20 protein-coding genes are annotated in these 18,510 nt (G+C 65.4%); all 20 read left to right on the forward strand.

Going from position 1 to position 18,510, the window contains the following annotated elements; all coding sequences use genetic code 11:
* The first annotated feature begins 1 nt into the window (after position 1).
* The 20 genes from fliI to FJ423_RS12475 all read left to right on the forward strand — a co-directional run bounded on the left by fliI (position 2) and on the right by FJ423_RS12475 (position 18,443).
* A complete protein-coding gene (gene fliI / locus FJ423_RS12380; RefSeq protein WP_140842044.1) occupies positions 2–1,408 on the forward strand; it encodes a flagellar protein export ATPase FliI in 1,407 nt (468 codons plus the stop codon).
* Positions 1,389–2,165 carry a hypothetical protein gene (locus FJ423_RS12385; protein ID WP_140842046.1) on the forward strand — a complete coding sequence of 259 codons (777 nt, stop codon included), beginning with the start codon at positions 1,389–1,391 and terminating at the stop codon, positions 2,163–2,165. The genes fliI and FJ423_RS12385 overlap by 20 nt, the downstream gene beginning before the upstream one ends.
* A 195-nt stretch (positions 2,166–2,360) precedes the next feature.
* Positions 2,361–2,741 (forward strand): flagellar basal body rod protein FlgB, encoded by a 381-nt coding sequence (gene flgB / locus FJ423_RS12390; protein WP_140842048.1) that lies wholly within the window; start codon positions 2,361–2,363, stop codon positions 2,739–2,741.
* Positions 2,742–2,743: 2 nt separating this feature from the next.
* Positions 2,744–3,160 carry a flagellar basal body rod protein FlgC gene (gene flgC / locus FJ423_RS12395; protein ID WP_095766383.1) on the forward strand — a complete coding sequence of 139 codons (417 nt, stop codon included), beginning with the start codon at positions 2,744–2,746 and terminating at the stop codon, positions 3,158–3,160.
* Positions 3,160–3,489 carry a flagellar hook-basal body complex protein FliE gene (locus FJ423_RS12400; protein ID WP_140842050.1) on the forward strand — a complete coding sequence of 110 codons (330 nt, stop codon included), beginning with the start codon at positions 3,160–3,162 and terminating at the stop codon, positions 3,487–3,489. The genes flgC and FJ423_RS12400 overlap by 1 nt, the downstream gene beginning before the upstream one ends.
* A gap of 4 nt (positions 3,490–3,493) precedes the next feature.
* The gene (flgG, locus tag FJ423_RS12405) at positions 3,494–4,282 is read left to right on the forward strand and encodes a flagellar basal-body rod protein FlgG (RefSeq protein ID WP_095766381.1); all 789 of its coding nucleotides are present in this window, start codon (positions 3,494–3,496) and stop codon (positions 4,280–4,282) included.
* 6 nt (positions 4,283–4,288) lie between these two features.
* Complete coding sequence (gene flgA / locus FJ423_RS12410; RefSeq protein ID WP_181174784.1) at positions 4,289–4,810, forward strand: flagellar basal body P-ring formation chaperone FlgA; 522 nt, start codon at positions 4,289–4,291, stop codon at positions 4,808–4,810.
* Positions 4,811–4,959: 149 nt separating this feature from the next.
* On the forward strand, positions 4,960–6,048 hold the full coding sequence (locus FJ423_RS12415) for a flagellar basal body P-ring protein FlgI (RefSeq protein WP_224603773.1): 1,089 nt from the start codon (positions 4,960–4,962) through the stop codon (positions 6,046–6,048).
* 68 nt (positions 6,049–6,116) lie between these two features.
* A complete protein-coding gene (locus tag FJ423_RS12420) occupies positions 6,117–6,662 on the forward strand; it encodes a MotE family protein (RefSeq protein ID WP_224524356.1) in 546 nt (181 codons plus the stop codon).
* Positions 6,659–7,363: a flagellar basal body L-ring protein FlgH gene (flgH, locus tag FJ423_RS12425; protein WP_140842054.1), complete on the forward strand. Its 705-nt coding sequence runs from the start codon at positions 6,659–6,661 to the stop codon at positions 7,361–7,363. Before FJ423_RS12420 ends, flgH begins: the two co-directional genes overlap by 4 nt.
* A gap of 18 nt (positions 7,364–7,381) precedes the next feature.
* Entirely contained in the window at positions 7,382–7,876 is a 495-nt protein-coding gene (locus tag FJ423_RS12430) for a flagellar basal body-associated FliL family protein (RefSeq protein WP_140842056.1), read from the forward strand.
* Entirely contained in the window at positions 7,873–8,604 is a 732-nt protein-coding gene (gene fliP, locus FJ423_RS12435) for a flagellar type III secretion system pore protein FliP (protein WP_095766375.1), read from the forward strand. The genes FJ423_RS12430 and fliP overlap by 4 nt, the downstream gene beginning before the upstream one ends.
* A gap of 247 nt (positions 8,605–8,851) precedes the next feature.
* Positions 8,852–9,847, forward strand: coding sequence for a flagellin (locus FJ423_RS12440; RefSeq protein ID WP_140842058.1), 996 nt, complete (start codon positions 8,852–8,854; stop codon positions 9,845–9,847).
* A 259-nt stretch (positions 9,848–10,106) separates the two neighbouring features.
* Positions 10,107–11,177, forward strand: coding sequence for a flagellin (locus tag FJ423_RS12445; protein WP_140842060.1), 1,071 nt, complete (start codon positions 10,107–10,109; stop codon positions 11,175–11,177).
* A gap of 173 nt (positions 11,178–11,350) precedes the next feature.
* Positions 11,351–13,009, forward strand: a complete 1,659-nt coding sequence (gene fliF / locus FJ423_RS12450; protein WP_140842062.1) for a flagellar basal-body MS-ring/collar protein FliF — start codon at positions 11,351–11,353, stop codon at positions 13,007–13,009.
* A gap of 3 nt (positions 13,010–13,012) precedes the next feature.
* The gene (locus tag FJ423_RS12455) at positions 13,013–13,639 is read left to right on the forward strand and encodes a hypothetical protein (protein ID WP_140842064.1); all 627 of its coding nucleotides are present in this window, start codon (positions 13,013–13,015) and stop codon (positions 13,637–13,639) included.
* Positions 13,636–15,039, forward strand: a complete 1,404-nt coding sequence (locus FJ423_RS12460; protein WP_140842066.1) for a MotB family protein — start codon at positions 13,636–13,638, stop codon at positions 15,037–15,039. Before FJ423_RS12455 ends, FJ423_RS12460 begins: the two co-directional genes overlap by 4 nt.
* Positions 15,036–16,577 carry a chemotaxis protein MotC gene (locus FJ423_RS12465; protein ID WP_246680151.1) on the forward strand — a complete coding sequence of 514 codons (1,542 nt, stop codon included), beginning with the start codon at positions 15,036–15,038 and terminating at the stop codon, positions 16,575–16,577. The genes FJ423_RS12460 and FJ423_RS12465 overlap by 4 nt, the downstream gene beginning before the upstream one ends.
* The gene (locus FJ423_RS12470) at positions 16,574–17,923 is read left to right on the forward strand and encodes a flagellar hook-length control protein FliK (RefSeq protein WP_140842068.1); all 1,350 of its coding nucleotides are present in this window, start codon (positions 16,574–16,576) and stop codon (positions 17,921–17,923) included. Before FJ423_RS12465 ends, FJ423_RS12470 begins: the two co-directional genes overlap by 4 nt.
* Entirely contained in the window at positions 17,853–18,443 is a 591-nt protein-coding gene (locus tag FJ423_RS12475) for a transglycosylase SLT domain-containing protein (protein WP_140842070.1), read from the forward strand. The genes FJ423_RS12470 and FJ423_RS12475 overlap by 71 nt, the downstream gene beginning before the upstream one ends.
* Positions 18,444–18,510 lie beyond the last annotated feature (67 nt).

Consider the following 18,510-nt stretch of genomic DNA (forward strand, 5'->3'; position numbering starts at 1 on the left):
CATGACGACCGGCTCGTCCCTGTTGCGCGCTTCCGACAGCCCGGCGGATACCGGACGGCCCGACAGGTTGGCCGCGCTCGAACGCGTCTGGCGGCGGTTCGACGATCCGCAGGCGCTGCTTTCACGCGGCGGCCGCGTCGCCGAGATATCGCCGACGCATTACAAGGTCCGCGGCCTGTCCGGGATTGCCAGGCTCGGCGACATCGTCGAGCAGCGCGGCAAGGCCGGCGCACGCCGCGGCGAGATCGTCAAGATCGGCAGCGACGAGGTGGTGGTCGCGCCTTTCGAGCGCAGCGCCGACGCCGGCATCGGCGACGTCGTTTTCCGCCGCGGCCCGCTCGCGGTCGCACCGCATGTCTCCTGGCGCGGGCGCGCCATCGATGCCTTGACGCGGGTCATCGACGGCGGACCGCCGCTGATCAGGCCGAATGCCGCCGGTGCTGCGGACGGGGCGACACCCGGCGCCTTGGCACGTCAGCGCGTCGGCACCGGCTTCCTCACCGGCGTCAGGGTCATAGACATCTTCACGCCGCTCTGCTTCGGCCAGCGGCTCGGCATCTTCGCCGGCTCCGGCGTCGGCAAGTCGACGCTGCTTGCGATGCTGGCCGGCGCCGAGGCCTTCGATACGGTGGTCGTGGCGCTGATCGGCGAGCGCGGCCGCGAGGTGCGCGAATTCCTCGAGGATACGATCGGCGCCCAGAGCATGGCCAAGACCGTCGCCGTCGTCGCCACCAGCGACGAAAGCGCCATGATGCGCCGGCGCGCGCCCGATACCGCCATGTGCGTGGCCGAGCATTTCCGCGACCAGGGCCATCGCGTGCTGCTGGTGCTGGATTCCATCACCCGCTTCGCCCATGCGCTGCGTGAGGTGGCGACGGGAACCGGCGAGCCGCCGGTCGCGCGCGGCTATCCGGCTTCGGTCTTCACCGACCTGCCGAAGCTGCTCGAACGAGCCGGGCCGGGAGCCGAAGGCAAGGGTTCGATCACCGCCATCATTTCCGTGCTGGTCGACGGCGACGACCACAACGATCCGGTCGCCGATTCGGTGCGCGGCATCCTCGACGGCCACGTCGTGCTCGACCGCGCGCTTGCCGAGCAGGGTCGTTATCCGCCGGTCAATCCGCTGTCGTCGATCTCGCGCCTCGCCGACAAGGCTTGGAGCGCGGAGCAGCGCATGCTGGTGACAAGGCTGAAATCGATGATCGCGCGCTTCGAGGACACGCGCGACATCCGTCTGCTGGGCGCTTACCAGAGCGGCGCCGATGCCGAGCTCGACATCGCGGTGCGCCAGGTGCCGCTGATCTACGAGGCGCTCTCGCAATCGCCGAGAGACCGCGCATCGGCCGATCCGTTCGCCGACCTCGCCCGCCACCTCAAGGGGAAGCTGAATGGCGATCAAGGAGACTGAGCTCCGATACACCGAGCGCATGTTGCGCGACATGCTTGCCGAGGCCGAGGCGGCGGAGAAAGCCACTGCCGATGAAGCAAGAATTGCCAGGAACAGAGCCGCGCGCGCCAGGACGGAGAAGGCGACGGCTCTTCCAAGCAGAGCCAACAGGCCGCATCCGCCGAGGGCGACCGCCGACATTGCACAGGCCAGCCGCGATTCGTTGCTCGATGGCCTTTTTCCCCGCACCGAGTGGCCGGAACCGCCGAAAACCCAGTTCCCGCGCCTCGCCGACAAGAGCGCGGACCGCCGCAGCGATTTCGTCATCGCCGCGCTCGGCATCACACTCGGGCTGATCTGCGCCTTGTTTCCCTGGTACATCTTCTTCAACCAGGAGCAGTTCGGCGTTCAAGCCATCAAGTTCGGCGGCAGCGGCAGCAATTCCGGACGCGAGGGCGGCGGCGTTGTGGCCGAACGCAGCGGGCCGCTGACGGTCAAGGACATTCCAAATGCCGATATCGACCTGTTTGCCACCGGAACGGTGCAGGACGACCCCGCGCCGGCGCCCGGCGATCAGCCCTTCCCGGCCGCCGCTTCGGAATTCAAGATGGTGCATGCCGCCAACGGCCGCGCCATGATCGAGGACGATACCGGTCTGTGGATCGTGCAGCGCGGCTCCGTCCTGCCAGATTCCAGCCGCGTCGCCTCGATCGAGCAGCGCGGCGGCAAATGGGTGATCGTCACCAGCGCCGATAAGGTGATCCAGCTCTCGAAGTAGCCGCTAGAGCATGATGCCGAAAAGTGTGAAGCGGTTTTCGGACGACGTCGTGCTCTATTCCTTGATTTAGAAGCGGATTCAGATTTCAGGTCCATAGACCAGAAATCATACGGCTCCAGGGGGCAAGCCCACCCCGCGCAAGGTCCACGCAAGACTGGCCGCCTAGTCTTGCGCGTACTTGCCCGGGAGATTCCCATGGAACCCGTAAATCTTTTCGATCTCGCCACGCGGCAGTCGCAATGGCTGGCCGTGCGCCAGTCGGCGATTGCCTCCAACATCGCCAATGCCAACACGCCCGGCTACACCGCCAATGACGTCGAGCCCTTCGAAAAGGTCCTCGACCGGACCGCGGTGACGCTTGCCGCCACGCAGACTGGCCACCTTGGCGCCAAAGCGGCCAATGCCGGCTTCAACGTCAAGCCGGAGGACCCTGACGGCGCGATCATGCCGTCGAAGAACACCGTGGTTCTCGAACAGGAGCTGATGAAAGCCGGCGAGGTTCGCCGCTCCTTCGAGCTCAACACGGCGATCGTCAAGGCCTTCCACTCGATGATGACGATGGTGGTGAAGAGCTGATCATGGATGCGCTGACTGCAGCCCTTAAAGTCGCGGCATCCGGCCTTGGCGCCCAGTCCGAGCGGCTGCGCGTGGTCTCGGAGAACCTTGCCAACGCCCAGTCGACCGGCAGCACGCCCGGCGCCGATCCCTATCGCCGCAAGACCATCACCTTCCAGTCCGAGGTCGACCGCGCAACCGGCGGCTCGCTGGTGGAAGTCAACGCGATCTCCCGCGATCCTTCGGACTTCCCGATCGAATTCCAGCCCGGCAACGAAGCCGCCGACGCCAAAGGGTACGTCAAGATGCCCAACGTCAACACATTGGTCGAAATGGCCGACATGAGCGAGGCGAACCGCTCCTATGAAGCCAACCTGCAGGTCATCAAGCAGGCTCGCGATCTGATTTCCATGACCATCGACCTGATGAGGAACCAGTAATGATCGGCGGTATCGGGGCAATACAATTCAAGACGGCGGTTGACGGGGCGGAGCAGGCGTCACCGAACCTGCTGCAGGGCGGTGTCGGAACGCAGACCGGCGAAAGCGTCGGCAGCAGCTTCACCGAGGTGCTCAGCCAAGCGGCGACGAAGACCGTCAACACCCTGCAGGGCGCCGAGCAGATGTCGATACAGGCCCTGAAGGGCGACGCCGATACGCGCCAGGTCGTCGATGCGGTGCTGAGCGCCCAGCAGGCGCTGCAGACCACCATCGCGATCCGCGACAAGGTCGTCTCGGCCTATCTCGAAATCAGCCGCATGAGTATCTAGCGTCATGAAAGCCCTTGCCATCGCCGCCACCGGCATGAACGCCCAGCAGACCAACCTGGAAGTCATCGCCAACAACATCGCCAACATCAACACCACCGGCTACAAGCGGGCGCGGGCCGAATTCTCCGACCTGCTCTACCAGGTCGACCGCACCCAAGGGGTGCCCAACCGTTCCAACACCTCGCTGGTGCCGGAAGGCGTCTCGATCGGTCTTGGCGTCAAGACGACGGCGGTGCGCAACGTCCACACGCAAGGCGAGCTGACCAGCACCGGCAACAGCTTCGACCTGGCGTTGACCGGCAGGGGCTGGTTCCAGATCGAGGGCGCCGATGGAGCCACGCTCTACAGCCGTGCCGGCGCCTTCAACACCAACGCCACCGGGCAGCTCGTGACGGTCGACGGCGCCAATGTCATTCCGGCCATCTCTGTGCCGACCGACGCGGTCGAGGTGATCGTCAACAAGACAGGCCAGGTCTTCGCCCGCATCCAGGGCCAGACGGACCTCCAGCTGCTCGGCCAGCTTCAGATCGCCAACTTCGCCAACGAGGCGGGCCTGGCGCCGCTCGGCGACAACCTCTTCCAGGAAACGGCCGCCTCAGGCCCGGCCAATGTGGGCGTCCCCGGCGATCCGGGCTTCGCCACGATCCAGCAGGGCTATCTCGAATCCTCCAACGTCGATCCGGTGAAGGAAATCACCGAGCTGATTTCGGCGCAGCGCGCCTACGAAATGAATTCCAAGGTCATCCAGGCCGCCGACGACATGGCCTCGGTGGTCTCCAAGAACATCAGGTAACGGATGATGGCCTGGCCGATCTCCTCCGCGCTCCGTCGCGCCGTGCTGGCCACCGCCCTGGTGGCCGCCGGCACGCCGGCTTTGGCGCAGGACCCGTCCGGCCAGTCGGCAAACCAGATCGCCGCCGGCCAGGTCGTCGGCGAGGCCGTGCTGATCCCCAACCGGGTCATCTATCCCGGCGAGACCATCGAGCCCGCCTCGCTCAAGCAGGTGACGCTCATCCCGGGCAAGCACAAGCCGGACGGCATGGCGACGCGCTCCGAGGAGCTTCAGGGTAAGGTTGCCAAGCGCACGCTGCTGCCCGGCCGCTACATCCCGGTGACCGCCATCCGCGACGCCTGGCTGGTCGAGCAGGGCGCTTCCGTGCAGGTCTATTTCACCGCCGGCGCGCTCACCATTTCGGCCGCAGGCGTCACGCTGCAACCAGGTGCTGCCGGTGACCAGATCAAGATCCGCAACACCGACAGCGGCAAGATCATCTCCGGCACGGTGATGGCCGACGGCACCGTCAAGGTCGGCGCTTCGTGATGCGCGCCTTTGTTCTTCTGCTGAGCGCCGCCATCGGCCTGCAGCCGGCATTCGCGGATGGGCTGACGCCCAAGGCCAAGCGGGAGCTCGCGCAGAAAAATGGCGGTGTCTACGACGATCCGGAATACGATCCGGCCACCACCCAGCGCATGTTCCGGGTCTCGACCGGGCCAAGCACGCTGCCGCCCGGTCAGGTCGCGGCGCGCATCAAGGACATCGCCCAGCTGCAGAGCGCGCGCGACAACCAGCTCGTCGGCTATGGCCTTGTCATCGGCCTCGCCGGAACCGGCGACAGCCTGCGCAACTCACCGTTCACCGAACAGTCGATCCGAGCCATGCTGGAGAATCTCGGCATTGCCACCGAAGACGGCCGCGCGCGCGCCAAGAACGTGGCCGCGGTCATCGTCACCGCCAACATGCCGCCCTTCGTCCAGTCGGGCAGCCGAATCGACATCGACGTCTCCTCGATGGGCGACGCCACCTCGCTCGCCGGCGGCACGCTGGTGATGACGCCGCTGAAGGCGGCCGACGGCGAAATCTATGCCGTCGGGCAGGGCTCGGTGATCGTCGGCGGTTTCACCGCCCAGGGCCAGGCCGAGCAGTTGACGCAAGGCGTGCCGACCGCCGGCCGCGTGCCGAACGGCGCTATCGTCGAGCGCTCGGTGCCGGCCGAGTTCGATGATCAGGGCGTGTTGACGCTGCAATTGCGCAATCCCGATTTCTCGACCGCCATCCGCATCGCCGACGCCATCAACGACTACACCTCGCAGCGCTTCGGCATGCGGGTCGCCGCCGAACGCGATGCCCGCACGGTGCAGATCAGGCGGCCGAGGAATGTCTCGGCCGCGCGTTTTTATGCCGAGATCGAAAATCTCGTCGTCGAATCCGACGCCCCTGCCCGCGTCGTCATCGACGAGCGCACCGGCACCATCGTCATCGGCAGCAATGTCAGGATCTCGCGCGTGGCGATCAGCCACGGCACCCTCACCGTGCGCATCACCGAAGCGCCGAAGGTGGTTCAGCCGGAACCCTTCTCCAGGGGCCACACCGCCGTCGAGCCCTTCACCGCCATCGAGGCGAGCCGGCCCGACGCCCGCGTTGCCGTGCTCGACGGTCCCGACCTCGAAACGCTGGTCTCGGGCCTCAATCGCCTCGGCGTGAAGCCCGACGGCATCATCGCCATCCTGCAAGGCATCAAATCGGCCGGCGCCTTGCAGGCCGATCTGGTTCTCCAATAGGCATGCCGATGATCGCGCTTTCCTCCCTAACACCCCGCCGTCACCTGAGCTTCCGGGCCATCGCAGCAATGGTTGCTCTGCTTGGCGGCACCGCTGCCCATGCGGACGAGGTACGACAGGTGTTGCCGGGCGGTCAGGCGCCGGTTCAGCCGGCACAGCTCACACATGAAAACGCGCCGCTTCAGCCGGCTGCGCTCGCAGGCGGCAAGGCGCCGGACGAAAGCGAGATCCAGCGCTTCTGTTCCAACATCGCGGACGCCGCGCGCGACCGCCGCTACGCTCTCCAGGCCGAGGAATTGAAGCAGCTGCAGGCCGGCATCGACGAGCGCATGAAAGCGCTGGAGGCAAAGCGGGCCGAATACGAGGAATGGCTGAAGCGCCGCGAGGTGTTCCTGGCGCGTGCCGAGGACGGCGTCGTCAAGATCTATGCCGGCATGAAGCCCGATGCCGCCGCCGAACGTCTGGCGATGGTCAACGCCGAGCTCGCGGCGGCCATCCTGATGAAGCTCGATTCGCGCAAGGCCGGCGTCATCCTGAACGAAATGGACCAGAAGGCGGCGGCGACGCTCACCGGCATCATGGCCAGCGCGGCGCGAAGGGTTGATCCGTCATGAAGTTGAAATTGCTGGCCCTGATCGCCCTCGCCACCCTGGCCGGCTGCGGTACCGATCTCAGGGAGGTCGGCAGGGAGCCCGCTTTGTCGCCGGTCGGCTCCGGCATCGGCGAAGGCGGTTCCGGCCCTTACAGCTACCCCGAGCCGCCTGCCTCCCGGCCGAAGAAATTCTCGCTGTGGGACGATCGCCAGAGCCGGCTCTTTACCGATCCGCGCGCGCTGCGCGCCGGCGACATCCTGACCGTCAACATCAGGCTCAACGACAAGGCCAATTTCAAGAACCAGAACGACCGCAGCCGCACCGCCGCGCGCAAGCTTGGCTATGACATCAATCTCGGATGGGAAAAGGCAAGCACCAGCGGCAAGGGCGACGCCGGCCTGAGCTCCAGCACCGAGACCAATGCCGATGGCGAGATCAAACGTTCGGAAAACCTCGAGCTCAATGTCGCCGCCGTCGTCACAGACGTGCTGCCCAACGGCAATCTGATGATCAGGGGCTCGCAGGAGGTTCGCGTCAACTACGAGCTTCGGGTGCTGACCATCGCCGGCATGGTCCGTCCGTCCGACATCGGCGCGGAAAACACCATCCCCTACGAGCGCATCGCCGAGGCGCGCATTTCCTATGGCGGCCGTGGCCGTGTGAGCGAGGTCCAGCAGCCGGCCTATGGCCAGCAGATCCTCGACCAAGTGCTTCCCTTCTAGGACCGGGGGAGCGCTGCCGTGGCAAATGTCGAGCAAGTCCAGCCGAAAAAGGGACCTTCTCTGGCGATCCAGCTCGCCATGCTGTTGGCTATGACCGGCGCGGCCGTCGGCATGGGTTGGCTTTCCGGCGGCTATCTCAAGCAAGGCGAAACGCCGGCAGCGGTGCCCGCAGCGCCGGAAAACGCCGGTGCCGCGGAAAAAGCCGCCGAAGGCGGCAAGGTGGGCGCCGGGCCAGCGCTGGTGCAGCTGGCGCCGATCACCACCAATCTCGCCTCGCCGTCGGAAGTCTGGATCCGGCTGGAGGCGTCGCTGCTCTACGATGCCCCGCAGCCGCAGGAGATGACCGAGCAGATCCACCAGGACCTGCTCGCCTATGTGCGCACGCTCAAGCTGCATCAGATAGAAGGCGCCAGCGGCTACCAGCATCTCAAGGCCGATCTCGAGGAGTGCGCGGCGCTGCGCAGCGGCGGCCACGTCAAACAGGTTCTCGTCAGGACGATGCTGCTCGAATGAGAAAGTTCCTCATAGCCACGGCGCTCATCGTCGTCACCACGTCCGTCGCCGCGGCTCAGCAGCTCGATCTTGGCGGCATCGGCAAGGCCGACGGCACGACCGTCGGCTATCTGATTCAGATGTTCGGCCTGCTCACAGTGCTCTCGGTGGCCCCGGGCCTTTTGATCATGGTGACGAGCTTCACCCGCTTTGTCATCGCCTTCTCGATTCTGCGCGCCGGCATCGGCCTGCAATCGACGCCGGCCAACCTGATCCTGATCTCGCTGTCGCTGTTCATGACCTTCTATGTCATGGCGCCGACCTTCGACCAGGCCTGGAACACCGGCGTCAAGCCGCTGATGGACAACCAGATCACGCAGGGCGAGGCGTTCGAGAAGATTTCCGGCCCGTTCCGCGACTTCATGCTGCACAATGTGCGCGACAAGGATTTCGACCTCTTCGCCGACCTCGCTCGCGAGCGCGGCCAGACCGTCTCGCGCGAGACTGTCGACCTGCGCATACTGGTGCCCGCCTTCATGATATCGGAGATCCGGCGCGGCTTCGAGATCGGCTTCCTGATCGTCCTGCCCTTCCTCGTCATCGATCTGATCGTTGCCACCGTCACCATGGCCATGGGCATGATGATGCTGCCGCCGACAGTGGTATCGCTGCCGTTCAAGATCCTGTTCTTCGTGCTGATCGACGGCTGGAACCTTCTGGTCGGCAGCCTGGTACGATCCTTCACCTGATCGTTTCCGCCGGACCGCGCGCAAGCGTGCCGCGTCGCGTCTCGACGGCTTGAGGAAGGTGCGCGCAAGCCTTCCAACATTATTTTCGATTAACCGTCCGATTTAGCTCTTTGGTAGCAACTTGCCGCCATAGTCGCTCGCAGATGGCGGGTGACCCAACTGAGCGGTCATTGGCATGATGCCGCACCGTCATACCGGACATGCCGGTATGTCAAAAAAATCCGTGTAAAAACAAGGTACGAGTACCATGGCCAGTATCATGACCAACGCCTCGGCGTTGACCGCGCTGCAGAGCTTGAATGCCACCCAGAAGAACCTCGACACCACCCAGTCCCGTATCTCGACGGGCTATCGCGTCTCGCAGGCTTCGGACAACGCCGCTTACTGGTCGATCGCCACCACGATGCGTTCCGACAACCAGGCCATGTCCACCGTTTCGGACGCGCTCGGCCTCGGCGCCTCGAAGGTCGACACCGCTTACACCGGCATGGACAGTGCGATCTCGACCATCAACCAGATCCAGCAGAAGCTGACCGCTTCCTACGGCCAGACCGATGCTTCCAAGGAAAAGACTCAGGTCGAAATCGCCGCTCTTCAGAACCAGTTGAAGGCCTATGCGGATGGCGCCACGTTCTCCGGCACGAACATGCTGTCGGTCAACAGCGGCGCCACCGCCACGAGCGCAGCCGACGTCAAGATCGTTTCGGCCTTCAACCGCGATGCCACCGGCGCAGTTTCGATCTCGACGATCGACGTCAAGGTCGACAGCATCAAGCTGTATGAAGCCGGCACCGCGGCTGGCGTGTCGAAAGGTATCCTCGACGCCGACCGCGTCGGTGCGACCGGCGCTGTCACCACCACTGCGCAAAACCCGACCCTGGGTGCGGCAGCTGCGGCGGGCGACACCTATTCGGTCGCCACGATGAAGATCTTCTCCGGCACCACCGCTGCAAGCGATACCCAGATCGCGGATATGATGAAAGTCGTCGACGCCGCGCTGAAGGACATGACGACCGCCGCGACCAAGCTCGGCGCCGCCAAGAGCTCGATCAACCTGCAGAAGACCTTCACCTCGAGCCTGATGGACTCCATCGACCGCGGCGTCGGCCAGCTCGTCGATGCCGACATGAACAAGGAATCGACCCGCCTCCAGGCGCTGCAGGTGCAGCAGCAGCTCGGCGTCCAGGCGCTGTCGATCGCCAACGGCTCGTCGCAGTCGATCCTGTCGCTCTTCCGCGGCTGATCGCTCCATACTGACCGGACCAAAGCGTCGGGCCGCGCCAAAAGCGCGGCCCGATTTGCGTTTGCTCAAGGCTCGCGCAACCCTCGTTCCCTAACCTCTCGGAAGCCTACTTTTAACAGGCCATTAACCATATCGCGCTAGGTATGGTTAACCAATCACTTAGGTTGTCGAATCGGCCCGACCGGCACGATTCGCAACCCATGGACAGGTCGAGACCCGACCTGTGTGGCATGCCGGCTTTTGAGAAGGAGCGAGTTTCTTGGCGAGCATCATGACGAACGCTGCGGCGTTGACTGCACTTCAAAGCCTCAACGCCACCAACAAATCGCTCGAGCAGACGCAGGCCCGGATCTCCACCGGCTACCGGGTCTCCGAGGCCTCCGACAACGCCGCCTACTGGTCGATCGCCACCACCATGCGCTCCGACAACTCGGCGCTGTCGACCGTGCAGGACGCGCTCGGCCTCGGCGCCTCGAAGGTCGACACCGCCTATACGGGCATGAACAACGTCCTTTCGACGATCGGCCAGCTCAAGACCAAGCTGCTTTCGAGCGTCGGCCAATCGGGTGCCAACAAAGCCAAGACGCAGACGGAAATCACCTCGCTTCAGGCGCAGATGAAGTCCTTCGCCGATGCCGCCACCTTCTCCGGTTCGAATTACCTTTCGGTCACGTCGACCCAAGTCGCCGCCGCCAATGACGGTGTCCAGCCCGACGCCCAGATCGTCTCCTCGTTCAACCGCTCCTCGTCCGGCGCCATCTCGCTCGGAACCATCGACATCAATGTCGAGAGCACCAAGCTGTTCGATTCCGGCCTCGCAACGGCCGTCAAGAACCAGGGCATTCTCGATCGCAAGACTTCGATCTATTCCACCGCCGCGGACCAGTCCGCATATGATGCCGCTTACGCGGCCTCGATCGCCGGCGGCGCCACCGACATCGCCGCCAACACCGCGGGCCAGGCCGCTGTGTCGGGCTCGCCCGTCAAGATCGACAACGTCTCCGCCTTCAATCTCGACATCACGGCAACGGGCGTGACCGACGACATCATCACGCAGATGGTCACCAAGATCGACAACGTCATGAGTCAGCTTACCGACGCCGCCACCGTGCTCGGCGCCGCCAAGAGCTCGATCGACCTGCAGAAGACCTTCACCCAGAGCCTGATGGACTCCATCGACCGCGGCGTCGGTCAGCTCGTCGATGCCGACATGAACAAGGAATCGACCCGCCTTCAGGCGCTGCAGGTGCAGCAGCAGCTCGGCATCCAGTCGTTGTCGATCGCCAACAGTTCCTCGCAGTCGATCCTGGCGCTGTTCAAGAACGGCTAATCGGCAGAAATATTCCGACCGGCGAAAGGCCGCGCCACGGGCGCGGCCTTTTTCGTTTTTCGATAAGAGCCGGGTCGACGCTTTGCTGGACCTTCGGCGGCACGCCTATCATCCTCGCACAAGCTTCGCAGTCTAGTCTTCCGGCGGACAGTCATGCTGGGAGCGGTTGAATCGTGCCGGAACAGATCCAGAGCGTCATCGCGAATTTGAAGAGCTTCGGCGTGAGGCGTCTGGCGCTCATGGGCGGCATCGCGGCCCTGGTCATGGCCGTCATCGGCATCGCGTCGGTCTATCTCAACCGCCCGGCCTATGAGACGCTCTATGTCGGCCTCGAGCGTTCCGACGTCAATCAGATCGGACTGGTGCTGGCCGACGCCGGCATCGGCTTCGATGTCGGCTCTGACGGCACATCCGTGATGGTGCCGGCCGGCACCACCGCGCAGGCGCGCATGCTGCTTGCCGAGAAAGGCCTGCCGACAAGCGCCAACGCCGGCTATGAGCTGTTCGACAATGTCGGCTCGCTCGGCCTCACCTCCTTCATGCAGCAGATCACCCGCGTGCGCGCCCTGGAAGGCGAGATCGCGCGCACCATCCAGTCGATCTCCGGCGTCAAGGCGGCTCGAGTCCACATCGTCATGTCCGAGCGTGCCAATTTCCGTCGCGACGAGCAGCAGCCCTCCGCCTCGGTGGTCATCCGCTATGCGGGCAGCGATGCCGAGAAGAGCGCCATGTCGATCCGCCACCTCGTCGCCGCGGCCGTTCCCGGCCTCTCGGCCGACAAGGTCACCGTGCTCGATTCCAACGGCAACCTTTTGGCCGCCGGCGACGACCCGTCCAACACGAGCGCCGCGCGCACGCTGGGCGTCGAGCAGACGGTCGAGGCGCAGATCGGCGACAACATCCGCCGCGCGCTCACCCCTTATCTCGGCCCGGACAATTTCCGCGCCAGCGTCAAGGCCGACGTCAACACCGACACGCGCCAGACCGAGGAGACGATCTTCGATCCGAACTCGCGCGTCGAGCGTTCGGTGCAGTCGGTGAAGACCAACGAGGCCAGCAACCAGAAGCAGGCTTCGACCCCGACCAGCGTCGAGCAGAACCTGCCCGAGACGCAGACCACCACCACCGAGGGCCCGCAATCCACATCGCAGAACGACCGCAAGGAAGAGATCACGAACTACGAGATCAATTCCAAGAAGATCGCCACCGTCTCCAACGGCTACACGGTCAACAAGATGTCGATCGCGGTCGTCGTCAACCAGGATCGCCTGAAGACCATTCTCGGCAAGGACGCGACGCCGGAGCAGATCGCCAAGCGAGTCGCCGATATCCAGAAGATGGTCGCCTCGGCGACCGGCTTCGACGACAAGCGCGGCGACATCATCGACGTCTCGGCGGTCGAATTCATCAACGGGCTCGACGGCGAGCCGATAGATCAGCCTGGCATTCTCGCCTCGATCGGCACCTATACCGGCACGCTGATCAATGCCGGCGCCTTCATCGTCGTCGTCTTCCTGGTGGCGTTCTTCGGCCTCAAGCCGATGGCCGCCGCGCTGACGGCGTCGGCAAGGCCCGCGGCCATTGCCGGCCCGAGCTTCGACGACGTGCAGCGTTCCTTACCGACGCCCGATGCGCCGGTCGCCGCGATCACCGCCGATGCCCCGGCCGGCGCCCTGCCCGGCGCGCGCGCCGGTGCAACCCCGCTCGATGACCTGCGCCAGAAAATCCGGCCGGCGCCGCAGGACCGGCTTGCCCGCATGGTCGACCTCAACGAGGAGCGCACCGCGCAGATTCTGCGCAAATGGGCAGCCGTCCCGGAAGCCGTAGGTTAGGCCATGGCCTCGGCAGCCCTCTTCGATCTCCTGCCCGATTTTGGTTCGCGCACGCCGCGTGCCAATCAGGCGCCGACCGCGCGCGACGCCGAGCATCTGCCGGCCGCGCCGGAGCCGCAGGCCGATATCGGCGCGCTGATCGCCGAGGCCGTGGCCGACGCGGAGGCAGCGCTCGAGGCGCGCCTCGCGCTGGCCCATCAGGCAGCGCTCGAGGCCGAGCGCCAGGCCAGCGACCAGGCCGCGCAAACTTTCCTTGAGAGCTTCGGCGGCGATCTCGGCGCCGCCGTCGCCACGCGCATCGAGGCCATGGAGCAGCGCGTTGCCGAGCTTGCCGGCGCAACCGTCGCCCGTATCGTCGGGGGCCTTCTCAGCGACGACCTGCAGGAGCGTTCGCTCGCCGCCCTTTCCCGTGCCATCAGTGCGGCGGTCGCCGACAGCGAGGCCGTGCGCATCGCTGTCCGCGGGCCGTTGTCGCTGTTCGAGCCGCTGCAGGCGGCGCTCGGATCCCGCGCCGCCAATCTCGACTTCAGCGAGGCGCCGGGCTTCGACCTGACCGTCACCATCGACGAAACGGTGTTCGAGACGCGTATCGCCGAGTGGTCGGCGTCCTTGTCGGAGGTCCTGTCATGAGCGCCGTCGACCATGCCGACCCCCGGCACGAGATCATCATCGTCAAGCGCAATCACGACGGTCATGACGACGGCCACCATGGTGGCGTGTGGAAGATCGCCTTCGCCGACTTCATGACGGCCATGATGTGCTTCTTCCTCGTCATGTGGCTGATCAACGCCGCCAACGAGCAGACCAAGGCAGCCGTCGCCAGCTATTTCAATCCGGTCGAGCTGATCGATCGCAACTCCAGCCGCAAGGGCCTGGAAGACCTCGGCGACGGCCCGAGCAAGGTCGGGCTGACTGCGGACAACCCGCAACAGGGCGCGACCAAGGCGGGCGATGACGGCAAGGGCGGCGCCGGTTCCTCCGAACGCCGCCAGACCAAGGCCGGGGCGCAGGATGCCCAGCTTTCCGACGAAAAGCTGTTTGCCGATCCCTACGCGGTGCTGGCGGAGATCGCCGCCGATACGGGCGTGATGCAGAACGTCAGCGCCAAAGGCGAAGGCGGCGCTCAGGCGGCCGGTCCGGCGACCGGCGCGTCCGGCGGCGAATCCTATCGCGATCCGTTCGCACCGGATTTCTGGTCGCAGCAGGTGGCGGCGCCCGGCGCCGAGGCCACCGCCGAACGCGCCAGGATCGAGGGCGATCCGGTCAGGCCCGGCGAGAAGGTCGCCACCGTCGCGGTACCGAAGGTGAAGGTCGTTTCGGCGGCTGCGCCGCTGGAGCCGCTGGCAAGCCCGGAAAAGACCAACGCCAAGAGCGGGGCAAAAGCTGCGCAAGGCGACGCCGGGAAGCTGTCGGGCGAAGCAGGCAAGACCGAGAAAGCCCAAACCGGGAAAGCTGAAGCGGACAAGCGCGAGGCTGCAGCGGCGGACACCAAGGCCGAAACCGCGAAGGCGGAAAAGATTGAACCCGAGCAAGCCGCCGACAAAGGCGACAAGGCGCCGAGCAAAGCCGCTCTTCAGGAAGCGGCGGATATCAAGAAGGAGCTCGCCAAGGCATTCCTGCCGGGTGAAAAGCTCGCCGACGGCGTCTCGGTCGAGGCCACCGACAAGGGCGTCGTCATTTCGATCACCGACCAGCTCGATTTCGGCATGTTCGAGATCGGCTCGGCCATGCCGCGCCGCGAGCTGGTGCTGGCGATGGAAAAGATCGGTCGCATCGTCAACGAGAAGAAGGGCACCATCACCATCAGCGGCCACACGGACGCGCGGCCGTTTCGCAGCGACACTTACGACAACTGGCGGCTGTCCACCGCGCGCGCCCATTCGGCCTACTACATGTTGGTGCGCGGGGGCGTCGACGAAAGCCGCATCGCCGAGGTCGCGGGCTTCGCCGACCGGAAGCCAAAGATCGCCTCCGATCCGATGGCTGCCGCGAACCGACGCATCGAAATCCTGATGGCGGCCGGCGAATGAGGGCCAAGACCGTCATCGGGCATGCGATGGAGCGCCTCGCCGTTTCAGCGAAACGGCGAACCGCTCCACCTCCTTGCCTTGGCGCAATTCCGAACGGAAGACCGCCTCACGCTTTTCCCGGAATAGCGCTGGCGCTGGCGCTGTTCGTTGCCGGGCCGTCATCGGTGGCCATGGCGCAGGACGCCCTGCAGCCCTATCAGCTGGTGCGTTCGCTGCAGCTGATCCAGGATCGCATTGCCGGCGGCGATCATGCCGCGCTGCCGATGCAGGCAAAACTCCTCGAAATGATCGACGCCCGGATGCGCAATGCCGATGCCGAGGATTTCAAGGAGCCGAAGAACTTCCGCGCTCTGCTCGTCTACGGCATGAGCGGCGGCAACCCGGTGACGGTCGCGGCGGCGGCTTCGCGCGCAATAACCGACCCGCAAAGCCTGGTCATCGCCAAAGGCGTCGTCGCCTATCTGAGCGGCCGGCCGGCCGAGGCGATCGAAATGCTGAAGCCGATCGATCCGATGGGCGTGCCCGCCGACCTCGGCGCCTTCCTGGCGCTGGTCAAGGGTTCGCTGCTTGCGACCGATGACCCTGCGGCAGCGCTGAACCTGCTCGACGAGGCGCGCCTGCTCAGCCCCGGCACGTTGGTCGAGGAGGCAGCGCTTCGCCGCTCCGTGGGCATCGCGGCCGCACAGGGCGACGCCGCCCGTTTCGCGCTAGCTTCGACCCAGTATGTCGCCTCCTACCTCTATTCGCCTTACGCCAGCCAGTTCGCCGATGCCTTTGTTTCCGGCGTCATCACGCTGCACATGGCGATCAGCCAGGACAAGATCGCCGACATCACCTCGATGATGGATCCCGAGCGCGAGAAAGTGATCTACCTGCGCATCGCCCGCCGTGCCGCGATCGACGGGATGACCGAGCTCTCGGCTTTCGCCTCGGCGAAGGCCGAGCTGGGCCGCAACGGCAACGGCAGCCGGGACGACCCGCGCACTCAGCTCTATTCGAGCCTTTCCACCATGACATCGGCCAATGTCGATGAAGTGCGCGCCAAGCTCGGCAAGATAGATCGCGGCAAGCTTTCGCAAGGCGACCGCGACCTGCTCGACGCCGCGCAGGCCGTGGCGGGCGAAGTGATGGCGCCGGTGAAAGCGCCCGCAAATGCCGAAACCGCACCGACAATCGTTGCAAGAGGCGACGGAGCTAAATCCGCGACCGAAGCCTCAGCTGACCCGGCCAGTGCGGACTTGCCTCCCGTGGAGGGAGCGATGCCCGAGGCAGCGGTCGCGGTGAGCGATCCGCCGGTCGCGCCGAGCGACCAGGCGAAAGACACGCCGCCCGCCGCTTCGCCGCCCCCTGTCCCGCAGCCCGCGCAAGCATCGGCTGAAACCCTGGCGGCCGCTCCGGCTCCGACCGGCGCCGCGCCGGTGGTACAGGCGTCCGCGCCGGCGAAGCCCGATATGCAAGACCCGATCGATGCGGCGGTCACCAGCACGCGGCGTCAGCTCGACCAGATCGACCAACTCCTCGGAGCAGCCCCAAAATGACCAGCGTCAACCAGACCTTGCCGGGCTTTGCTTCGACACAGGCCCAGTCCCGGCAGCACACTGCCGGCGACAAGGATGGGGATCAGAATTTCGGCAAGATGGTGCATGGGACCGAGAGCCCACAGGACAAGCACACGGCCGGACCGGTGATACCGAACGCGCATCCGGCAAGGCGCTTGCCGGCCAATGCCGGCAAGCATGAGCCGGATCAGGACCCGCAGGGGAAAAGCGGTTCGCAGAAGGCGACGGTTAAGTCCGCGAAGACCGACGGGCGATCCTTATCCGCGAAGCAGACCGCGGATAACGATACCGCGGCGCAAGCCGATGATTCCACGCCGCTGCAGGACCGCTTGCCGTTGCTGATGGCGCTGGGCGACATGAAGCATTTCGCGCAATCGTCGGGCGCGGGCGGCGCTGATGGTGAAGAAGCCGCCGGCGACCACGGATCGCTGGAACTGCGGCTGCGCGCCGGCAAGCGCACGGCGATCGACAGTTCCGCCGAGCCGCTGTCGCGATCCACCCGTTCGACGGCAGCGGACGATTCCGGGCCCGATTTTGGGCAAAAGCCGGTGAAGGCGCAAATGGCTTTCGATTTGCCGGGCCGGCGTGATGCCGATGCCTTGCCGGCGCAAGGGGATGATCCGGCGGCCGGTAGCCCGTTGCCGCCGCAAGGCTGGCGGCCGGCTTCCGCATCCAAGGCTCCGCTGCAATCGCAGTCTGCCGCGCAGCAGACCCCGGGCAAGCCGTCTTCTTCCGCCGGACGCATGGAAGTCGTCAGCCAGCAGAGCTTCCCGGCGCCGGCGCAAAACCCGATCGGCCAGACGGCATCGGCGCTGGTTGAAGGGCTTGCCTCCGACAATGGCGTCCAGCAAGGCTTTGCAAGCGCTTCGACGGGCTCCCAGACGACCAATTCTGTTGCCGTTCCGACACACGTGCTGAAGATCGAGTTGCACCCTTCGGAGCTCGGATCGGTTGTCGCCAGCCTGCGGCTCTCGGGGGAGCGACTTTCGATCGAGATGAAACCCGAGACACACGAGGCATACCGCCGTCTCACCGCCGACAGCGACGCCGTCGTCAAGTCGATGCGCAGCCTCGGCTTCGACGTCGACAAGGTCACCATCCTGCAACCCTCGATAGCGACGCATGCGGCCAGCCGCGCCGACGCAACCAGCCCCATGCCGATGTCGACAGGCCGCGACCAGCCTTCGTTCCAGCCTGGGAACTCGGGCGGCAACGGCGCGGGCGGCGGCCGGCAACCGGGAAGGAATAATGGCGATGGCGCACAGGAATTCGGTCGACCCGCTTCGCCTCTTCGCGAGCGTGCTGACGACGATATGTATATCTAGTTTCGCTGCCGGCGCGGCCAGCGCCGCAGCCAATCCCTGCGAGCCGGAGATCCTGCGCGCCGCCGATCGCTACGGGGTGCCCGCCGGAATCCTGTACGCCGTCGGCCTGACCGAGACCGGAAAGAAGGGCAGCCTTCAGCCTAATGCCTTGAATATAGAAGGAAAAGCCGTGTTTCCTCGCAGCCGCGGCGAAGCGCTCGCCGCATTCGAGAATGCGCGTCGCGAGGGCAAGACGCTGATCGATCTCGGCTGCATGCAGATCAACCATCGCTATCACGGCGCGCAGTTCCGCAGCGTCGAGGACATGCTCGACCCGCATCACAATGTCGACTACGCGGCGCGCTTCCTGGTCAGCCTGCATGCCCGGCACATGACCTGGTCGATGGCCGTCGCCCGCTATCATGCCGGCCCCGACAACGACCCCGCGCAGAAGGTCTATGTCTGCCGCGTCATCGCCAACATGGTCGCCACCGGCTTCGGCAAATGGACGCCGAATGCCAGCACCTTCTGCAATCAGTAGTTGTTGTACGTGAGAGCCGGTCGACCTTCGCCAGCCTATCCGCCGGCGCCGATATTCGTCTGCCAAC

This window comes from Mesorhizobium sp. B2-8-9 (assembly GCF_006439475.1).
In the GTDB taxonomy this organism is placed as follows: Bacteria; Pseudomonadota; Alphaproteobacteria; order Rhizobiales; family Rhizobiaceae; genus Mesorhizobium.